This is a genomic window from Gordonia sp. G4 (genome assembly GCF_057770005.1).
Genome location: NZ_CM173442.1, coordinates 5,233,362 through 5,247,892, shown reverse-complemented (window position 1 = coordinate 5,247,892; position 14,531 = coordinate 5,233,362). Strand labels below are relative to the sequence as shown.

The 14,531-nt window shown below is 67.3% G+C and carries 13 protein-coding genes and 2 tRNA genes; 9 read left to right on the top strand and 6 right to left on the bottom strand.

Going from position 1 to position 14,531, the window contains the following annotated elements:
• Positions 1-70: 70 nt before the first annotated feature.
• Positions 71-1,300, bottom strand: a complete 1,230-nt coding sequence (locus AC3B5T_RS23735) for an MFS transporter (RefSeq protein WP_055475511.1) — start codon at positions 1,298-1,300, stop codon at positions 71-73.
• Positions 1,301-1,449: 149 nt separating this feature from the next.
• On the opposite strand from AC3B5T_RS23735, the gene AC3B5T_RS23730 reads away from it, so the two are divergent.
• The 5 genes from AC3B5T_RS23730 (at position 1,450) to AC3B5T_RS23710 (ending at position 4,851) form a co-directional block, all read left to right on the top strand.
• Positions 1,450-2,220, top strand: a complete 771-nt coding sequence (locus tag AC3B5T_RS23730) for a fumarylacetoacetate hydrolase family protein (protein ID WP_010841321.1) — start codon at positions 1,450-1,452, stop codon at positions 2,218-2,220.
• Positions 2,217-3,041, top strand: coding sequence for an alpha/beta fold hydrolase (locus AC3B5T_RS23725; protein ID WP_014927491.1), 825 nt, complete (start codon positions 2,217-2,219; stop codon positions 3,039-3,041). The genes AC3B5T_RS23730 and AC3B5T_RS23725 overlap by 4 nt, the downstream gene beginning before the upstream one ends.
• 46 nt (positions 3,042-3,087) lie before the next feature.
• Positions 3,088-4,566 carry a glutamate--tRNA ligase gene (gltX, locus tag AC3B5T_RS23720; protein WP_488358008.1) on the top strand — a complete coding sequence of 493 codons (1,479 nt, stop codon included), beginning with the start codon at positions 3,088-3,090 and terminating at the stop codon, positions 4,564-4,566.
• Between the two features lie 86 nt (positions 4,567-4,652).
• A tRNA-Gln gene (locus AC3B5T_RS23715) sits at positions 4,653-4,724 on the top strand.
• A 54-nt stretch (positions 4,725-4,778) separates the two neighbouring features.
• A tRNA-Glu gene (locus AC3B5T_RS23710) sits at positions 4,779-4,851 on the top strand.
• 131 nt (positions 4,852-4,982) lie between these two features.
• Here AC3B5T_RS23710 and AC3B5T_RS23705 read toward each other — a convergent pair.
• A complete protein-coding gene (locus AC3B5T_RS23705; protein ID WP_010841318.1) occupies positions 4,983-5,480 on the bottom strand; it encodes a PPOX class F420-dependent oxidoreductase in 498 nt (165 codons plus the stop codon).
• A gap of 60 nt (positions 5,481-5,540) precedes the next feature.
• Entirely contained in the window at positions 5,541-6,275 is a 735-nt protein-coding gene (locus AC3B5T_RS23700; protein ID WP_010841317.1) for an IclR family transcriptional regulator, read from the bottom strand.
• A 108-nt stretch (positions 6,276-6,383) separates the two neighbouring features.
• On the opposite strand from AC3B5T_RS23700, the gene leuC reads away from it, so the two are divergent.
• From leuC to AC3B5T_RS23685, 3 genes are all read left to right on the top strand, one after another.
• On the top strand, positions 6,384-7,847 hold the full coding sequence (gene leuC, locus AC3B5T_RS23695) for a 3-isopropylmalate dehydratase large subunit (RefSeq protein ID WP_488358006.1): 1,464 nt from the start codon (positions 6,384-6,386) through the stop codon (positions 7,845-7,847).
• A gap of 51 nt (positions 7,848-7,898) precedes the next feature.
• Positions 7,899-8,492, top strand: a complete 594-nt coding sequence (gene leuD, locus AC3B5T_RS23690; protein WP_010841315.1) for a 3-isopropylmalate dehydratase small subunit — start codon at positions 7,899-7,901, stop codon at positions 8,490-8,492.
• 173 nt (positions 8,493-8,665) lie between these two features.
• Complete coding sequence (locus tag AC3B5T_RS23685) at positions 8,666-9,295, top strand: HU family DNA-binding protein (RefSeq protein WP_488358004.1); 630 nt, start codon at positions 8,666-8,668, stop codon at positions 9,293-9,295.
• 117 nt (positions 9,296-9,412) lie between these two features.
• On the opposite strand, the gene AC3B5T_RS23680 is transcribed toward AC3B5T_RS23685, so the two are convergent.
• From AC3B5T_RS23680 to cofC, 3 genes are all read right to left on the bottom strand, one after another.
• Complete coding sequence (locus AC3B5T_RS23680; RefSeq protein WP_488358002.1) at positions 9,413-10,330, bottom strand: NUDIX domain-containing protein; 918 nt, start codon at positions 10,328-10,330, stop codon at positions 9,413-9,415.
• Positions 10,331-10,374: 44 nt separating this feature from the next.
• Positions 10,375-12,573: an RNA degradosome polyphosphate kinase gene (locus tag AC3B5T_RS23675; protein WP_035717008.1), complete on the bottom strand. Its 2,199-nt coding sequence runs from the start codon at positions 12,571-12,573 to the stop codon at positions 10,375-10,377.
• A 74-nt stretch (positions 12,574-12,647) separates the two neighbouring features.
• Positions 12,648-13,379 carry a 2-phospho-L-lactate guanylyltransferase gene (cofC, locus tag AC3B5T_RS23670; RefSeq protein WP_231632674.1) on the bottom strand — a complete coding sequence of 244 codons (732 nt, stop codon included), beginning with the start codon at positions 13,377-13,379 and terminating at the stop codon, positions 12,648-12,650.
• 144 nt (positions 13,380-13,523) lie between these two features.
• On the opposite strand from cofC, the gene AC3B5T_RS23665 reads away from it, so the two are divergent.
• Positions 13,524-14,531, top strand: coding sequence for an NAD(P)H-dependent glycerol-3-phosphate dehydrogenase (locus AC3B5T_RS23665; protein WP_488358000.1), 1,008 nt, complete (start codon positions 13,524-13,526; stop codon positions 14,529-14,531).

Sequence of the window (14,531 nt, the reverse complement as noted above, 5' to 3'; positions counted from 1 at the left end):
GGTTCATCGGTCGGGTTGGTATTCAGCACAGTATGTTCGCGCATCCTGCTCTGTCAGAACAGCTCTGCATTCACGCGTCCACCAAGTCGTCGGCTCCCGGCGACCGGTCGCGGGGGACCAGCGGTGTCGCGACGAGCGGCGCGAGGGCGGTGGCCGCGAACGCGATGGGGAAGCCGACCGCCGCGATCAGTGCCCCCAGTAGGGGTGTGGTGGCCGCGGTGACCAGATACTGCCCGGTGTTCTGGACGGCGAGGCCGCGCCCGCTCCATTCCGGTCCCACGTATTCGGCGATGGCGGTGAACGCCAGGCCGTTGTCGGCGACGGAGATGATGCTCGCCACCGCCATGAGGGCGGGTGCCAGCGGACTGTCGAACCAGTCGGCGATCGCCAGCGCGGACATGGCGGCGACACCGGCGACCGCGATCACCCGTACGGGTCGCATACGCGACAACCAGGCATCCGACCATCGTCCGGCGACTATCCGGCCCAGCGCACCGATGACCTGGGTCACCGTGATCAGCGTGCCGGCGCCGACCGGTGACCATCCGTGCGCGACGATGAGCCAGGTGGGTACGAAGGTCCACAGCATCGACTGCGGGATGACGAGCAGCATGCTGACGATGTGGACACGCGCGAGGAAAGAATTGCCGCGGTAGGGATTCGCACGTGCGGGAGAGTCGTCGACCACCGCGGCGGGTGTTGTGCGGCGCGGTGGGTCGGTGATGCCGACGACCACCGCGACCAGGCCTGCGGCAGTCACGATCGCTGGGATCGCCAGTGCCGCAGCAGGTCCCGAGCCCGCCGCGACAACCGGCATGGTGAGTGCGCAGACGCCGATTCCCAGCGGCTGGGCCATCTGTCGGATGCCCATCGCGGTCCCGCGCTGATGGGCGGGGAACCAGCCGACGACGATGCGGCCGCTGGCCCCGTTGGCAGCTCCCGAACCGAGACCGCCCACGAAGAGTGCGGCGCCCACGACGAGGTACGACGCGTCGGCCGCCGCGGCGACCGCGGCCGCGATCGCGCCGCTGAGGGAGATCGACAGCGACAGCAACAGGATGCGGCGTTCGCCGTAGCGGTCCAACAGGATCCCCCAAGGGATCGTCGCGGCCATCAGGCCGATGGTCGGGATCGCGGCGAGCGTCGACGCCTCGGTCAATGAGAGTCCGGCGTCGGTGTGGAGCGCCGGGATCAGGTAGGCGACACCGCTGACCACGCACGTCGTGGTGAGTGCGGCGAGGAGCGAGCAGCCGAGGATGACCCACCTTCTGGCAGTGGTGATGTCGTCGACATCGGTCATGTTCTGCTCACCTCGCTGTCTGATCAGACGGACGCCCGTGGTGCGGATCTCAATATATGAAACTCGGCGTCCACATTCTAAAACCGGCTCGGAGGTCTGCCAACTCGGCTCCCAACGTGTGGGATCGACGGTGCGATAAGGTCTGGGACATGCGCTTAGGTCGAATTGCGAGTCCTGACGGCGTGGCATTCGTGTCCGTCGAGGGCGATGGTGACGACGCCGTGATGAAGGAGATCGCCGAGCATCCCTTCGGCACGCCGACGTTCACCGGCCGCTCGTGGAAGGCGGCAGATGTGCGGATTCTGGCACCGATCCTGGCCAGCAAGGTGATCTGCATCGGGAAGAACTACGCCGCGCACGCCGCGGAGATGGGTGGCGAGGCGCCCGCCGATCCGGTGATCTTCCTCAAGCCCAACACCTCGATCATCGGGCCCGAGCTGCCCATCGTGCGCCCGCCGTCGTCGGAACGCGTGGACTACGAAGGTGAACTGGCGATCGTCATCGGACGTGCATGCAAGGACGTGAAGGCCGCGCAGGCCAAGGACGTGATCCTCGGTTACACGGTCGCCAACGACGTGACCGCCCGCGACCACCAGCAGGCCGACGGACAGTGGACGCGGGGGAAGAGCTACGACTCCTTCTGTCCGCTCGGTCCGTGGATCGACACCGCGTTCGACCCGGCCGATGTCGAACTCGTGACCGAACTCGACGGCGAGGTCAAGCAGCGGACCCGGACGTCGTTGATGCTCCACGACGTCGGTGAGATCGTGGAGTGGATCTCGCGCGTCATGACCCTTCTGCCGGGTGACGTGATCCTCACGGGTACCCCGGAAGGTGTGGGACCGATGGTCGCCGGCCAGCGTGTCTCGGTGACCGTCGAAGGAATCGGTACGCTCTCCAACCCGGTGGTGGACAAGTGACAGCTCCCAGCACGGCACGAGTCAACGGCATCGACATCTCCTACAGCGTGGCCGGTTCCGGCCCGCTGGTCGTCATGGTGATGGGGACCGGTAGCCCCGGACGCGTGTGGAAGGCCCACCAGGAACCGGCGTTGGTCAAGGCCGGGTTCACCGTGGTGACCTTCGACAACCGCGGTGTCGCCCCGTCATCGGAGTGTGCCGAGGGATTCACCCTCGACGACATGGTCGCCGACACGGCCGCCCTGATCGAGCACCTGGGTCGCGGTCCGGCGATCGTGATCGGCACCTCGCTCGGCGCCCGGATCACCCAGGAGCTGGCGCTGGCGCGGCCGGATGTGGTCAAAGCGGCAGTGATGGTCGCGACCTATGGCCGCAACACTCCACTGCAGGAGGCGATCTCGGCCGGGGAGCGGGCGCTCTACGACAACAAGATCAAGCTGCCGCCCGAGTACGAGGCCGCGATCACCGCCCATCTGAACCTGTCGCCACACACGCTCGACGACGACCGCACCGCGCGCGACTGGCTCGACATCATCGGGTTCTCGCCGCAGACGATCACCCCGGGTGTGCGTGCGCAGCTCGAACTCCACAACAAGGAGTCCAACCGCCTCGCGGCCTACCGCGGCATCACCCGGCCCGCCCTGGTCGTCGGTTTCGCCGACGATCGGACGCTGCCGGCGAAGCTGGCGCGCGAAGTCGCCGAGGCCATTCCGGGCGCGCAATACGTCGAGATCGAACGAGCCGGTCATTTCGGGTATCTCGAACAGCCGGCCGAGGTGAATCGGGTCCTCGTCGAGTTCTGCGAGGCGCACCGGGCCTGACGGCGGGCATGTCGGGGGCGTGGCACGGCTTCGATACCCTGAGCCAATGACCAGTACTGAGGGTGTGCGCGTCCGATTCTGTCCGTCTCCGACGGGGACGCCGCACGTGGGGCTCGTGCGGACGGCGCTGTTCAACTTCGCCCAGGCCCGCCACGACGGCGGCACTTTCGTCTTTCGCATCGAGGACACCGATGCCGCGCGCGACAGCGAGGAGTCCTACGCGGCGATCCTCGACGCGCTGCGCTGGCTGGGACTCGACTGGGACGAGGGGCCCGAGGTGGGGGGACCCTACGGGCCCTACCGGCAGTCGGAGCGTCGGGAACTCCATGCCGACGTCGTCGCCCGGTTGCTCGCAGCGGGCGAGGCCTATGAGGCCTTCTCCACACCCGAGGAAGTCGAGGCCCGTCATCGCGCCGCCGGCCGTGACCCGAAACTGGGTTATGACAACTTCGACCGCGACCTGACTCCCGATCAGCGCGCTGCGTACGTGGCCGAGGGGCGCAAACCCGTTGTCCGACTGCGCATGCCGGACACCGACATCTCGTGGGACGATCTCGTGCGCGGTACGACGACCATCAAGTCCGGGACCGTGCCGGACTTCGCCCTCACGCGCGCCTCGGGCGATCCGCTCTACACCCTGGTCAATCCGGTCGACGACGCCATGATGAAGATCACGCATGTGCTGCGCGGCGAGGACCTCTTCTCGTCGACCCCGCGCCAGCTCGCACTGTACGACGCGCTGATCCGCATCGGCGTCGCCGATTCGGTTCCGTCCTTCGGCCACCTTCCGTTCGTCATGGGGGAGGACAACAAGAAGCTCTCCAAGCGCGACCCGCAGTCGAATCTGTTCCACCACCGCGACCGCGGGTTCATCCCCGAAGGCCTGCTCAACTACCTCGCGCTGCTCGGCTGGGGTTACAAGAGTGATGTCGACGTCTTCAGCCTCGACGAGATGATCGCGGCTTTCGATGTGCGGCAGGTCAATTCCAACCCCGCGCGCTTCGACCAGAAGAAGGCCGACGCCATCAACGCCGAGCACATCCGCCGGTTGGACCTCGGCGACTTCACCGCCCGGCTCAAGTCGTATCTCGTCGCGCAGGGCAAGCTCGCCGAGACCGCCGACGACGAGACCTTCGCAGCTCTGGCCGAACTGGTGCAGACGCGCATCCAGGTCCTGGGTGACGCCTGGGATCTCATCCGGTTCGTCTACGCCTCGGACGCCGACTTCACGATCGACGAGAAGGCGGCGAGCAAGAACCTGGGTGCCGACGCGGTGCCGGTTCTGGACGCCACCATCGCCGCGATCGAGTCGCTGGATTCCTTCACCACGACCGCGCTGCAGGACGCGCTGAACGCCGCCCTGGTGGACGATCTGGGACTCAAACCGCGCAAGGCGTTCGGTCCGGTGCGCGTGGCCGTGACCGGTTCGCAGATCAGTCCTCCGCTGTTCGAGTCGATGGAGATCCTGGGTCGCGACAAGACGCTCGCGAGGCTGGCCTCGGCCCGGCGGATTGCAGCCGAATAAGGGGTCTGAGCTGCACGTTTGTGGACTTCCGGCAACCCTTTGATACTCTCTTTCTCGGCAGTTTTCCGCAAGGAGAACCACGCCAATGGGGTATGGTGTAATTGGCAACACAGCGGTTTCTGGTACCGCCATTCTAGGTTCGAGTCCTGGTACCCCAGCGGACAGAAAGAGATCGAGACCGTGCTAAGGTCTTGATCGCCGGAAGTTCCCATGGCCCCGTCGTCTAGCGGCCTAGGACGCCGCCCTCTCAAGGCGGTAGCGCGGGTTCGAATCCCGTCGGGGCTACGAGATACACCCTCCCTCTGCACTGCAGGGGGAGGGTGTTTTGCTATGCGCCACAGGCCATCTCGTCCGAGTCACGCTGATCACATCGCGACGCGGACGGAGCTGGGTCGGCGTCTGTCACCGTCGTCGGGTCACAGGAACTCGGCGGTGCTCCCGGAGGCGGGCATCTCGGGGATGCCGAGCTTGCGGTGATCCCAGGAACGAGTGCGAGACGGTCTGATCCGGACGGCCACGCGCTTGTTCATCATCTGCTCCACGAAGGGCCGCGATTCCTCGGTGTAGGGCGCGGTGTAGCGCTCCCAGACGCTGATGCCGACCTTCAGGCACGAGTCGGGGTCGTCGAGGATCTCCGCGTTGCCCTCGAACGCGACGCCCCGGAGGGTGTCGTAGGTGTCGCCGTCTTCGATCATCACCGAGCACCGGCTGTTGCGGCGGATGTTGACGGCCTTCTGCGACTTGGATTTCGTCTCGAACCAGATGTCGCCGTCGACGATCCCGTACCACATCGCCACCAGGTGGATGTTCCCGTCGGGTCCGGTGGTGGCGAGGGTGGCGGTCCGGCTGCGCGCGACGAACTCGGTGATCTCGGCCTCGGACATGACGATCTGACTGCGTTGATTGACTCCCATTCCCCGACGCTAGCCCACCGACGGGTGCATCGGAACGGCACCGGGTGCAACGGCTCTGGGTCAGGGGCGTGCCGCCTGGAGGCGTTTGTGGATGGCGTCCGCGGCGGCGAGCAGATCGGCGGCCCAGCGCGCACCCGGCCGGCGGCCCATGCGGTCGATCGGCCCGGACACCGAGATCGCGGCGACGACGTCACCGTTGCCGTCGCGCACGGGAGCCGACACACTCGCCACTCCGGCGGCGCGTTCGCCTGCGCTCTGCGCCCACCCTCGGCGGCGGATCTCGTGGAGCGCGCGCTCGCTGAAGATGCTGTCCGGCACGAGCGCACGTTGGGTCGCGGGATCGGCCCAGGCGAGCAGGACCTTCGCCGCCGACCCCGCGCTCATCGGGAAGCGGGTGCCCACCGGCACGGTGTCGCGCAGTCCGGTCGGTGGTTCCATCGCGGCGACGCAGACGCGTTCGGCTCCTTCGCGGCGATAGACCTGGACCGATTCGCCGGTGATGTCGCGGAGCCGGGGGAGGACCATCAGGGCCGACTCGGTGATGGGATCGTGTGCCGAGGAGGCGAGTTCGCCGAGGACGGGGCCGGGCTGCCAGCGCCCGGTGACGTCCCTGGTGAGGAAGCGGTGGGTCTCGAGCCCGACCGCGAGCCGGTGCGCCGTCGCCCGCGGCAGGCCGGTTCGTTCGCAGAGCTCCGACAGGTTGCACGGGGCCTCGGCGATCGCGTGCAGCACCGCCACGGACTTGTCGAGCACGCCGATTCCGCTGCTGACCGCAGATGCGGTATCCTTTCCCATAGGACGATACTAGCTGTCCAAATAGTGAGATGCACGTTCGAAAGCCAGCCAGAACGTCGAGACCGCGTGCAGAGTCCGAAGAACCCGAGACAGATAACGAGTGCAGCCATGAGCAACAGCCCAGCCCAGCCGCTAACTCTCGCCGAGAAGGTGTGGCGCGATCACGTCGTGGTCCCCGGTGGCGCCGACGCGTCGGGCACCAACGATCCCGACCTGATCTACATCGACCTCCACCTCGTACACGAGGTCACCAGTCCGCAGGCCTTCGAGGGCCTGCGTCTCGCCGGGCGACCGGTCCGGCGACCGGACCTGACGATCGCGACCGAGGACCACAACGTCCCGACGATGGACATCGACAAGCCCATCGCCGACCCGGTCTCGCGCACTCAGGTCGACACACTTCGCAGCAACTGCGAGGAGTTCGGCATCCGCCTGCATCCGATGGGTGATGCCGAGCAGGGCATCGTCCACGTCGTCGGGCCGCAGCTGGGCCTGACCCAGCCCGGCATGACCGTCGTCTGCGGCGACAGCCACACGTCGACACACGGCGCCTTCGGAGCGATCGCGATGGGAATCGGCACCAGCGAGGTCGAGCACGTGCTCGCGACACAGACCCTGTCGCTGCGGCCGTTCAAGACGATGGCCATCAACGTCGACGGCGAGCTGCCGCCCGGTGTGACGAGCAAGGACCTGATCCTCGCGATCATCGCGAAGATCGGCACCGGCGGCGGACAGGGCTACGTGCTGGAGTACTGCGGCGAGGCCATCCGGAAGCTGTCCATGGAAGCCCGGATGACGGTGTGCAACATGTCGATCGAGGCGGGGGCCCGGGCGGGGATGATCGCGCCCGACGAGACCACCTATGAGTTCCTGAAGGGGCGCCCGCATGCCCCGTCCGGTGCCGATTGGGATGCCGCGGTTGCCTATTGGGACAGCCTGCGCACCGATCCCGACGCCACCTTCGACGCCGAGGTGCACATCGACGCCTCCACGCTGACCCCCTTCGTCACGTGGGGAACCAACCCGGGCCAGGGTGCGCCGCTCGGCGCCGCGGTACCGGACCCGGCCGATTACGGCGACGAGGTCAAGGCAGGCGCCGCGGCGAAGGCGCTGGAGTACATGGGCCTGGAGCCCGGAACGCCGCTGCGCGACATCAAGGTCGACACGGTCTTCGTCGGCTCGTGCACGAACGGCCGGATCGAGGATCTGCGCGAGGTCGCCGACATCCTGAAGGGGCGCAAGGTCGCGGACGGCATGCGGATGCTGATCGTCCCCGGCTCGATGCGCGTACGCGCGCAGGCCGAGGAAGAAGGACTGGGTGAGATCTTCGTCGCCGCCGGCGCCGAGTGGCGGCAGGCCGGGTGCTCGATGTGCCTGGGCATGAACCCGGATCAGCTCGCCCCGGGTGAGCGGTGCGCGTCGACCTCGAACCGCAATTTCGAAGGGCGCCAGGGCAAGGGTGGTCGAACCCACCTCGTGTCACCGGCAGTGGCGGCGGCCACCGCCCTGCGCGGCACCTTGTCCGCGCCCGCCGATCTGGACTCACTGCCGGCGACCGCCGATCTCGGTTGAGTCACGGTCCGAACCACATCCCGGCCACATCATTCGAACAGGGGCATTCTCATGGAACCGTTCACCGAACACACCGGCATCGGCGTCCCGCTGCGCCACAGCAACGTCGACACCGACCAGATCATCCCGGCCGTCTATCTGAAGCGGGTGACGCGCACCGGCTTTGAAGACGGTCTCTTCGCCGGCTGGCGAACCGATCCCGACTTCATCCTCAACAACGAACCCTGGAGCCGCGGGTCGGTCCTGGTCGCCGGCCCCGACTTCGGCACCGGCTCCTCGCGTGAGCACGCGGTCTGGGCCCTGTCCGATTTCGGCTTCCGCGTGGTGATCTCGTCCCGCTTCGCCGACATCTTCCGCGGCAACTCGGGCAAGGCGGGTCTGGTGGCCGCCCAGGTCGAGCAGTCCGACGTCGAGCTGCTGTGGAAGCGGCTCGAGGAGACTCCGGGCCTCGAACTGACGGTGAGCCTTGTCGATAAGACGGTCACCGCCGGAGACCTCGTGGTGCCGTTGGCAATTGATGACTACACGCGGTGGCGTCTGATGGAGGGTCTCGACGACATCGGCCTCACGTTGCGCCAGGTAGACGCGATTTCCGAGTACGAGTCGACGCGGCCGGGATTCAAGCCGCGCACCCTGGCGGGCTGATTTCTCGCCGCCGCGACGGGGCGATCCCGTCGCGGCGGCACCGTCGTGAGCTGCCATGCCATTTCGCAACACGGCGTCCTAATTGGCGTGGAAGATGGACGTTTTCACATCCGACGTTTACCGTGTGTTGGTAGCTGGCCGAAACTCGGTCAGATCAGCTTGCGGAGGTACTCATGAACAAGGCGGAGCTCATTGATGAGCTGACCAAGAAGCTCGACGCGGATCGCAAGACTGCGACAGAAGCGGTCGAGCTCGTCGTCGACACGATCGTTCGCGCAGTCAACAAGGGCGAGAGCGTGACGATCACCGGCTTCGGCGTATTCGAAAAGCGGAAGCGCGCACCGCGCGTCGCCCGCAACCCGCGGACCGGCGAGACCGTGAAGGTCCGCGCAACATCTGTTCCGGCATTCCGTCCGGGAGCTCAGTTCAAAGCCGTTGTGGCCGGCAAGCAGAAGCTGTCCGCCACCGGTCCGGCTGTGAAGCGCGGCAGCGGAACCACCACCACGGCAGCCAAGAAGGCTGCGCCGGCGAAGAAGACCGCCGCCAAGAAGGCGACCACCGCGGCCAAGAAGACCACCGCGGCCAAGAAGGCTCCGGCCAAGACCACGGCGGCCAAGAAGACCACGACGGCCGCGAAGAAGGCTCCGGCCAAGACCACGGCGGCCAAGAAGACCACCACGGCCGCGAAGAAGGCTCCGGCCAAGAAGGCCGCGCCGGCGAAGAAGGCCACGGCCGCGAAGAAGGCTCCGGCCAAGAAGGCCCCTGCAAAGAAGACCGCAGCCAAGAAGACCACCCGTCGCTGACCCGCGGACTACCGCGTCGACAACCACAGTTCAGCCCCCGGCGTACTTCCCCCGCCGGGGGCTGAACTGTGTTCGGACGATCACCGGAGGCGGTGTCGTCCGCGTGCCGACTCCGACTCAGGTTGCGGGAAGCGGTCCGGCGATGTGGTCGGCCGCCACGAGGCGGCCGTCGTACAGGGACAGAACCCATACGCTCCCCTTGCGATTGGACGCCTTGGGAAGCGAGATCGAGTCCCGGTCGGCCCACCACTCCATGAGGGGCGGAATCACCTTGCCCTGGCTGCAGACCGCCAGGGTCGACGTCGTGTCGGCAGCGAGTCGAAGGATCCGGTGTTGCGCCGCTGCCGGATTCGTCCGGTACGTCTCCTCCGACAGGTCCGGCTCGGCATGCAGCTCGACGCCGAGGCGGTCGCGCAACGGTTCCAGGGTCTGCTCGCATCGCACGCGATCAGCCGAGTGGACGCGGCCCGCCCCGAACGCCAGCAGCAACGGGACGAGGGCGGCGGCCTGCGCCCGGCCCAGCTTGTCGAGGGGGCGCAACCGGTCGTCGCCCTTGTACGTCGAGCGCCGGCCGGCCTTGGCGTGCCGGACCAACAAAAACGTGTGCAGGTCCGCGGGTAGTCGCACGAACTCCTCCAGGATCGTGCGGTCGAGCGGGTAGCTCAAGGCCTCCCGGGCCCTGTCGACCGAGAGCCAGTGCAGATCGTCGACCTCGCTGCCGGTGACGAAAGCCCCGTCGATGGCCCGTGCCGACCAGTAGCGCACATGCTTGCGGGTGCCACCGAGGTCGTAGTGGACGTCGTCGAGGTGCCGGCCGAGGACGACGTGTTGTCCGGTCTCCTCGGCGATCTCGCGCACCGCGGTGTCGATGAGCGTCTCGCCCGGCTCGGCCTTTCCCTTGGGTAGCGTCCAGTCGTCGTACTTCGGGCGGTGGACGACCGCGATCTCGACACCGTCGGTCTCGGCGGAACCGGAGACCCCCGGCCGCCAGACCACGCCGCCCGCGGCCCACACCTCATTCGTCTTCTTCGCCATATCGGTGGTGATGGTAGAGGCCGAAGGTTACGCGTCGGTGCCGGTCACGAACTGGTCTCCGGCCGACGACGATTGCGCCGCATCATCTGTCGCTGATGGTCGCGCACCTCCTCGCCCTCGGCGGGTGAGGCGACCCAGCTCCCGTCGGAATGCAGAACCCAGCAGCGGGTTCGGGGGTCGAGCGCGGAGGCGAAGATGTCGCCGAGTTCGCCGGCCAGACGTTCATCACGGACGTTCACCATCACCTCGACGCGTCGATCCAGGTTGCGATGCATCATGTCCGCGCTGCCGAACCAGTACTGGTTCTGCGCACCGAAGTACAGAATTCGCGAGTGCTCGAGGAACTGCCCCAGGATCGACCGCACGTGGATGTTGTCGCTGTAGCCCTCGACCCCGGGCCGCAGGGCGCTGATGCCCCGGACGACGACATCGACCGGTACCCCGCTCTGGGAGGCTCGGTAGAGCGCATCGATCACCTGCTCGTCGACGAGGGCATTCGCCTTGAGCTGGATCCGCGCTCGAGTGTCCCCCTCGCGGAAGAGCTCGATCTCGCGGTGGATCCGCTTGATGATGCCGGCCCGGATGCCGTGCGGCGCAACGAGGATGTTTCGATACTCCTGCTTGCGTGAATAACCGGTCAGGGTGTTGAACAGGTCGGTCAGATCGGCGCCGATGTCGGGAGCGGCGGTCAGCAGGCCCACGTCCTCGTAGAGCCGTGCTGTCTTCGGGTTGTAGTTCCCGGTGCCGATGTGGCAGTACCGCTTGATCGTCGAGCCCTCACGACGCACCACCAGGCAGGTCTTGCAGTGGGTCTTGAGTCCCACGAGGCCGTAGACGACGTGGACGCCGGCCTGCTCGAGCTTGCGTGCCCACTTGATGTTCGCCTGCTCGTCGAAGCGTGCCTTGATCTCGACCAGGGCGACGACCTGTTTGCCGGCCTCGGCGGCGTCGATGAGCGCGTTGACGATCGGGGAGTCGCCGGAAGTGCGGTACAGCGTCTGCTTGATGGCGAGTACCTGGGGGTCGGCCGCGGCCTGCTCGATGAACCGCTGGACGCTCGTCGAGAACGAGTCGTACGGATGGTGCACGAGCACGTCGCCGTCGCGCAGTGTCGAGAACACGCTCTTGGGTGTTTCCCGCTCGCCGAACGCCGGATGGGTGGCGGGGACGAACGGGCGGTCCTTCAGGTGCGGGCGGTCGAGCGCGTAGATCTCGAAAAGTGATGACAGATCGAGGAGTCCGGGCACCTGGATGACATCGGCGGGGTCCACCTCGAGCTCGCGCAGCAACAACTCGAGCATGTGCTCGGTCATGTCATCGGCCACCTCGAGCCGCACCGGGGAGCCGAACCGGCGCCGGGCGAGTTCACGCTCCAGGGCCTGGAGCAGATCCTCGTCCCGGTCCTCCTCGACTTCGAAGTCGGCGTTACGGGTGATCCGGAACACGTGGTGCTCAACGATTTCCATCCCCGGGAACAGATTGCCGAGGTTGGCCGCGATCAGACTCTCCAGCGGCAGATACACCGCGCGTTTGGCCGCCTTGTCGTCGGTGCCCCGATACGGCGACAACCGGTCGACCCGGATGAAGCGGTTCACGTTGTCGGGGACCTTGACCCGCGCGAAATGCTCGCCGCTCTCGTTGACGTCGCGGACCGTGACGGCGAGGTTCAACGACAACCCGCTGATGTACGGGAACGGGTGAGCGGGATCGACGGCCAGCGGCGTCAGGACCGGGAAGACCTCGTCCTGGAAGTAGTCCGTCATCCGCGCCTGTTGCTCGTCCGTGAGCTGTGACCAGGTCACCACGTAGATGTCGTTGTCGGCCAACGCCGGTCGGACCGAGTCGAGGAATACGCGCGCGTGGCGGTCGGCGATGGTCTGGGCACGGCCGGCGATCCGCATGAGCTGCTCTCGAGGCGACAGCCCGTCCGCGGACCGGACCGACAGGCCGGTCTCGTCACGACGTTTCAGCCCGGCCACCCGGACCATGAAGAACTCGTCGAGATTCGAGGCGAAGATCGCGAGGAACTTCGCGCGATCGAGGAGCGGCAACGAGGTGTCCTCGGCGAGCGCGAGCACGCGGGAGTTGAAGTCCAGCCAGCTCAATTCCCGGTTGAGGTAGCGGTCCTCGGGCAGGTCGGCGGACTCGTCGGGAACCAAGGTGGCGGCCGGCGGTGCGTGGGGTATCGGTGACATGGTGAACGTGGTGGTGGTCTTGGAGGAGTCGTCGTCGGCGGGGCTCACCCCCCAATGATGACCCATCTCGGTCCTCGGCGTACACGCCCGCCGGATAGACCGGGATCGATGCCGTGTGCGGGTCAGAGATGACGCAGCGCAGCGGTGGTGTGTGGTCCGAGACCGAGTTCGCGGGCGACGGCGAGGTCCGTCGCGGTGTCGACGTCGGTGCGCAGGTCGGGCCAGTTCCGGCCCGCGGGATCGAGTTCGACGGCGCCGGCGGATCGGTGTGCGGCCGCGGAACCGGGGCCGAAGCGCGGTGCCGCGTCGTCGGCGACGGTTCCGTGCAACAGGACCGTCCCGGTGCCGTCGCGGTCGGTGAGGAAGCTGGATCGATGGTGCTGTGCCTCACGCAGCACGGCGGTGATCGACGTGCTCGTCGCGGCGGGCAGGTCCGCCTGGACGTACATCATGCCCGTCGACTCGGGCCAGGCCTCGCGTGCCCATCGTGCGCCGTCGACGAATGCGGCATTGAGTCCCGCATCCGCAGGAGCCGCCGACTCCCGCAGGCCGCGCATGCCCGAACGCCGCGCCGCGGCGAGGACCTCGTCGTCGGGGCTGACGACGACGATGCGGGAGATCCCCGCGCCGCGCAGGGCGTCGACGGTGTCGAGGAACATCGCGAGCACCAGCGAGCCGCGGGTGACCGGATCATCGCCTTCGAACGCGGTGGACAGGGTTGCGGCCAATCGCGACTTCGCGCGATGCAGGCTCTTCACCGCCAGCACAGCCGCGACGGTCGGCGCGACGGGCTCGCTGCCCCCCGCGTCGACGATCGTCGGGTCGGCGTCCGCGCCGACAGTGCCGTGTTCCATGCAGACCATCATGATGCACCGGTCGATGGCCGGTGACATTCCGGGTCGGTCACACCGGGGAGGGCACTAGGGTGAGCAGGGTCGCCACGGCCAGGAGGCCGCCGGTGTGGATGTGGAATTGGGCTTGCCCGGTGGGAGGTTGCGGTGCGCGCGGCGGTGATGGGAGCGGGTTCCTGGGGAACCTCGGTGGCGAAGGTGCTCGTGGATGCCGGGACGGACACCGTGATCTGGGCCCGACGCCCCGAGCTCGCCGAGGCCATCAACACCGAGCACGTCAACGCCGACTACCTACCCGGGATCACGCTGCCCGGTGCTCTGACGGCGACGAGTTCGGCGGTCGACGCCCTGATGGGTGCCGACATCGTCGTCTGCGGTGTGCCCTCGCAGTCGTTGCGCCCCAACCTGACGCAGTGGACCCCGTACATCGGTTCGGATGCGTCCCTGGTGTCGCTCGCCAAAGGCATCGAATCGAACACGCTGTTACGGATGAGCGAGGTCATCGCCGAGGTGACCGGCGTCGACGACAACCGGATCGCGGTGCTGACCGGTCCGAACCTGGCCCGTGAGATCGCCGAGGGGCAGCCCGCGGCGACGGTCATCGCCTGCGCCGACGAGGCGCGGGCGGTGACTCTGCAGAGGGCGTTCAGTACGCGGTACTTCCGGCCGTACACGAACAGCGACGTCGTCGGATGCGAGATCGGCGGTTCGGCCAAGAACGTCATCGCGCTGGCCTGTGGGATGGCGAGCGGCATCGGGTTCGGTCAGAACACGTTGGCGACGATCATCACGCGCGGGCTCGCCGAGACGATCCGCCTGGGTGTCGCGGTGGGCGCGCAGATCGAGACCTTGGCCGGCCTGGCCGGGATCGGGGACCTCGTTGCGACGTGCTCGTCGCCGTTGTCCCGCAACCGGTCGTTCGGTGCACGGCTGGGGGAGGGCGCCACCATGGCGCAGGCTCAGGAGGCCACGAACGGACAGGTAGCCGAAGGCGTCAAGTCGTGCTCGTCGGTGCGCGCGCTGGCCGAGCGGCATCAGGTGCCGATGCCCCTCACGGACGCGGTCCACCAGGTCTGCCACGAGGGGATGTCGGTGGCCGACGCCGTCGACTCGCTGCTCGGCCGCAGTACCAAGCCGGAGATCTACCGGGACTGA

What these genes read in the sequence shown, in the direction of transcription:
- AC3B5T_RS23700 (WP_010841317.1), bottom strand. Translation starts at nt 6,275, where the DNA reads ATGGGAAAGGATACCGCATCTGCGGTCAGCAGCGGAATCGGCGTGCTC.
- AC3B5T_RS23705 (WP_010841318.1), bottom strand. Translation starts at nt 5,480, where the DNA reads ATGGGAGTCAATCAACGCAGTCAGATCGTCATGTCCGAGGCCGAGATC.
- AC3B5T_RS23685 (WP_488358004.1), top strand. Translation starts at nt 8,666, where the DNA reads ATGAACAAGGCGGAGCTCATTGATGAGCTGACCAAGAAGCTCGACGCG.
- AC3B5T_RS23730 (WP_010841321.1), top strand. Translation starts at nt 1,450, where the DNA reads ATGCGCTTAGGTCGAATTGCGAGTCCTGACGGCGTGGCATTCGTGTCC.
- cofC (WP_231632674.1), bottom strand. Translation starts at nt 13,379, where the DNA reads ATGGAACACGGCACTGTCGGCGCGGACGCCGACCCGACGATCGTCGAC.
- AC3B5T_RS23735 (WP_055475511.1), bottom strand. Translation starts at nt 1,300, where the DNA reads ATGACCGATGTCGACGACATCACCACTGCCAGAAGGTGGGTCATCCTC.
- leuD (WP_010841315.1), top strand. Translation starts at nt 7,899, where the DNA reads ATGGAACCGTTCACCGAACACACCGGCATCGGCGTCCCGCTGCGCCAC.
- gltX (WP_488358008.1), top strand. Translation starts at nt 3,088, where the DNA reads ATGACCAGTACTGAGGGTGTGCGCGTCCGATTCTGTCCGTCTCCGACG.
- leuC (WP_488358006.1), top strand. Translation starts at nt 6,384, where the DNA reads ATGAGCAACAGCCCAGCCCAGCCGCTAACTCTCGCCGAGAAGGTGTGG.
- AC3B5T_RS23680 (WP_488358002.1), bottom strand. Translation starts at nt 10,330, where the DNA reads ATGGCGAAGAAGACGAATGAGGTGTGGGCCGCGGGCGGCGTGGTCTGG.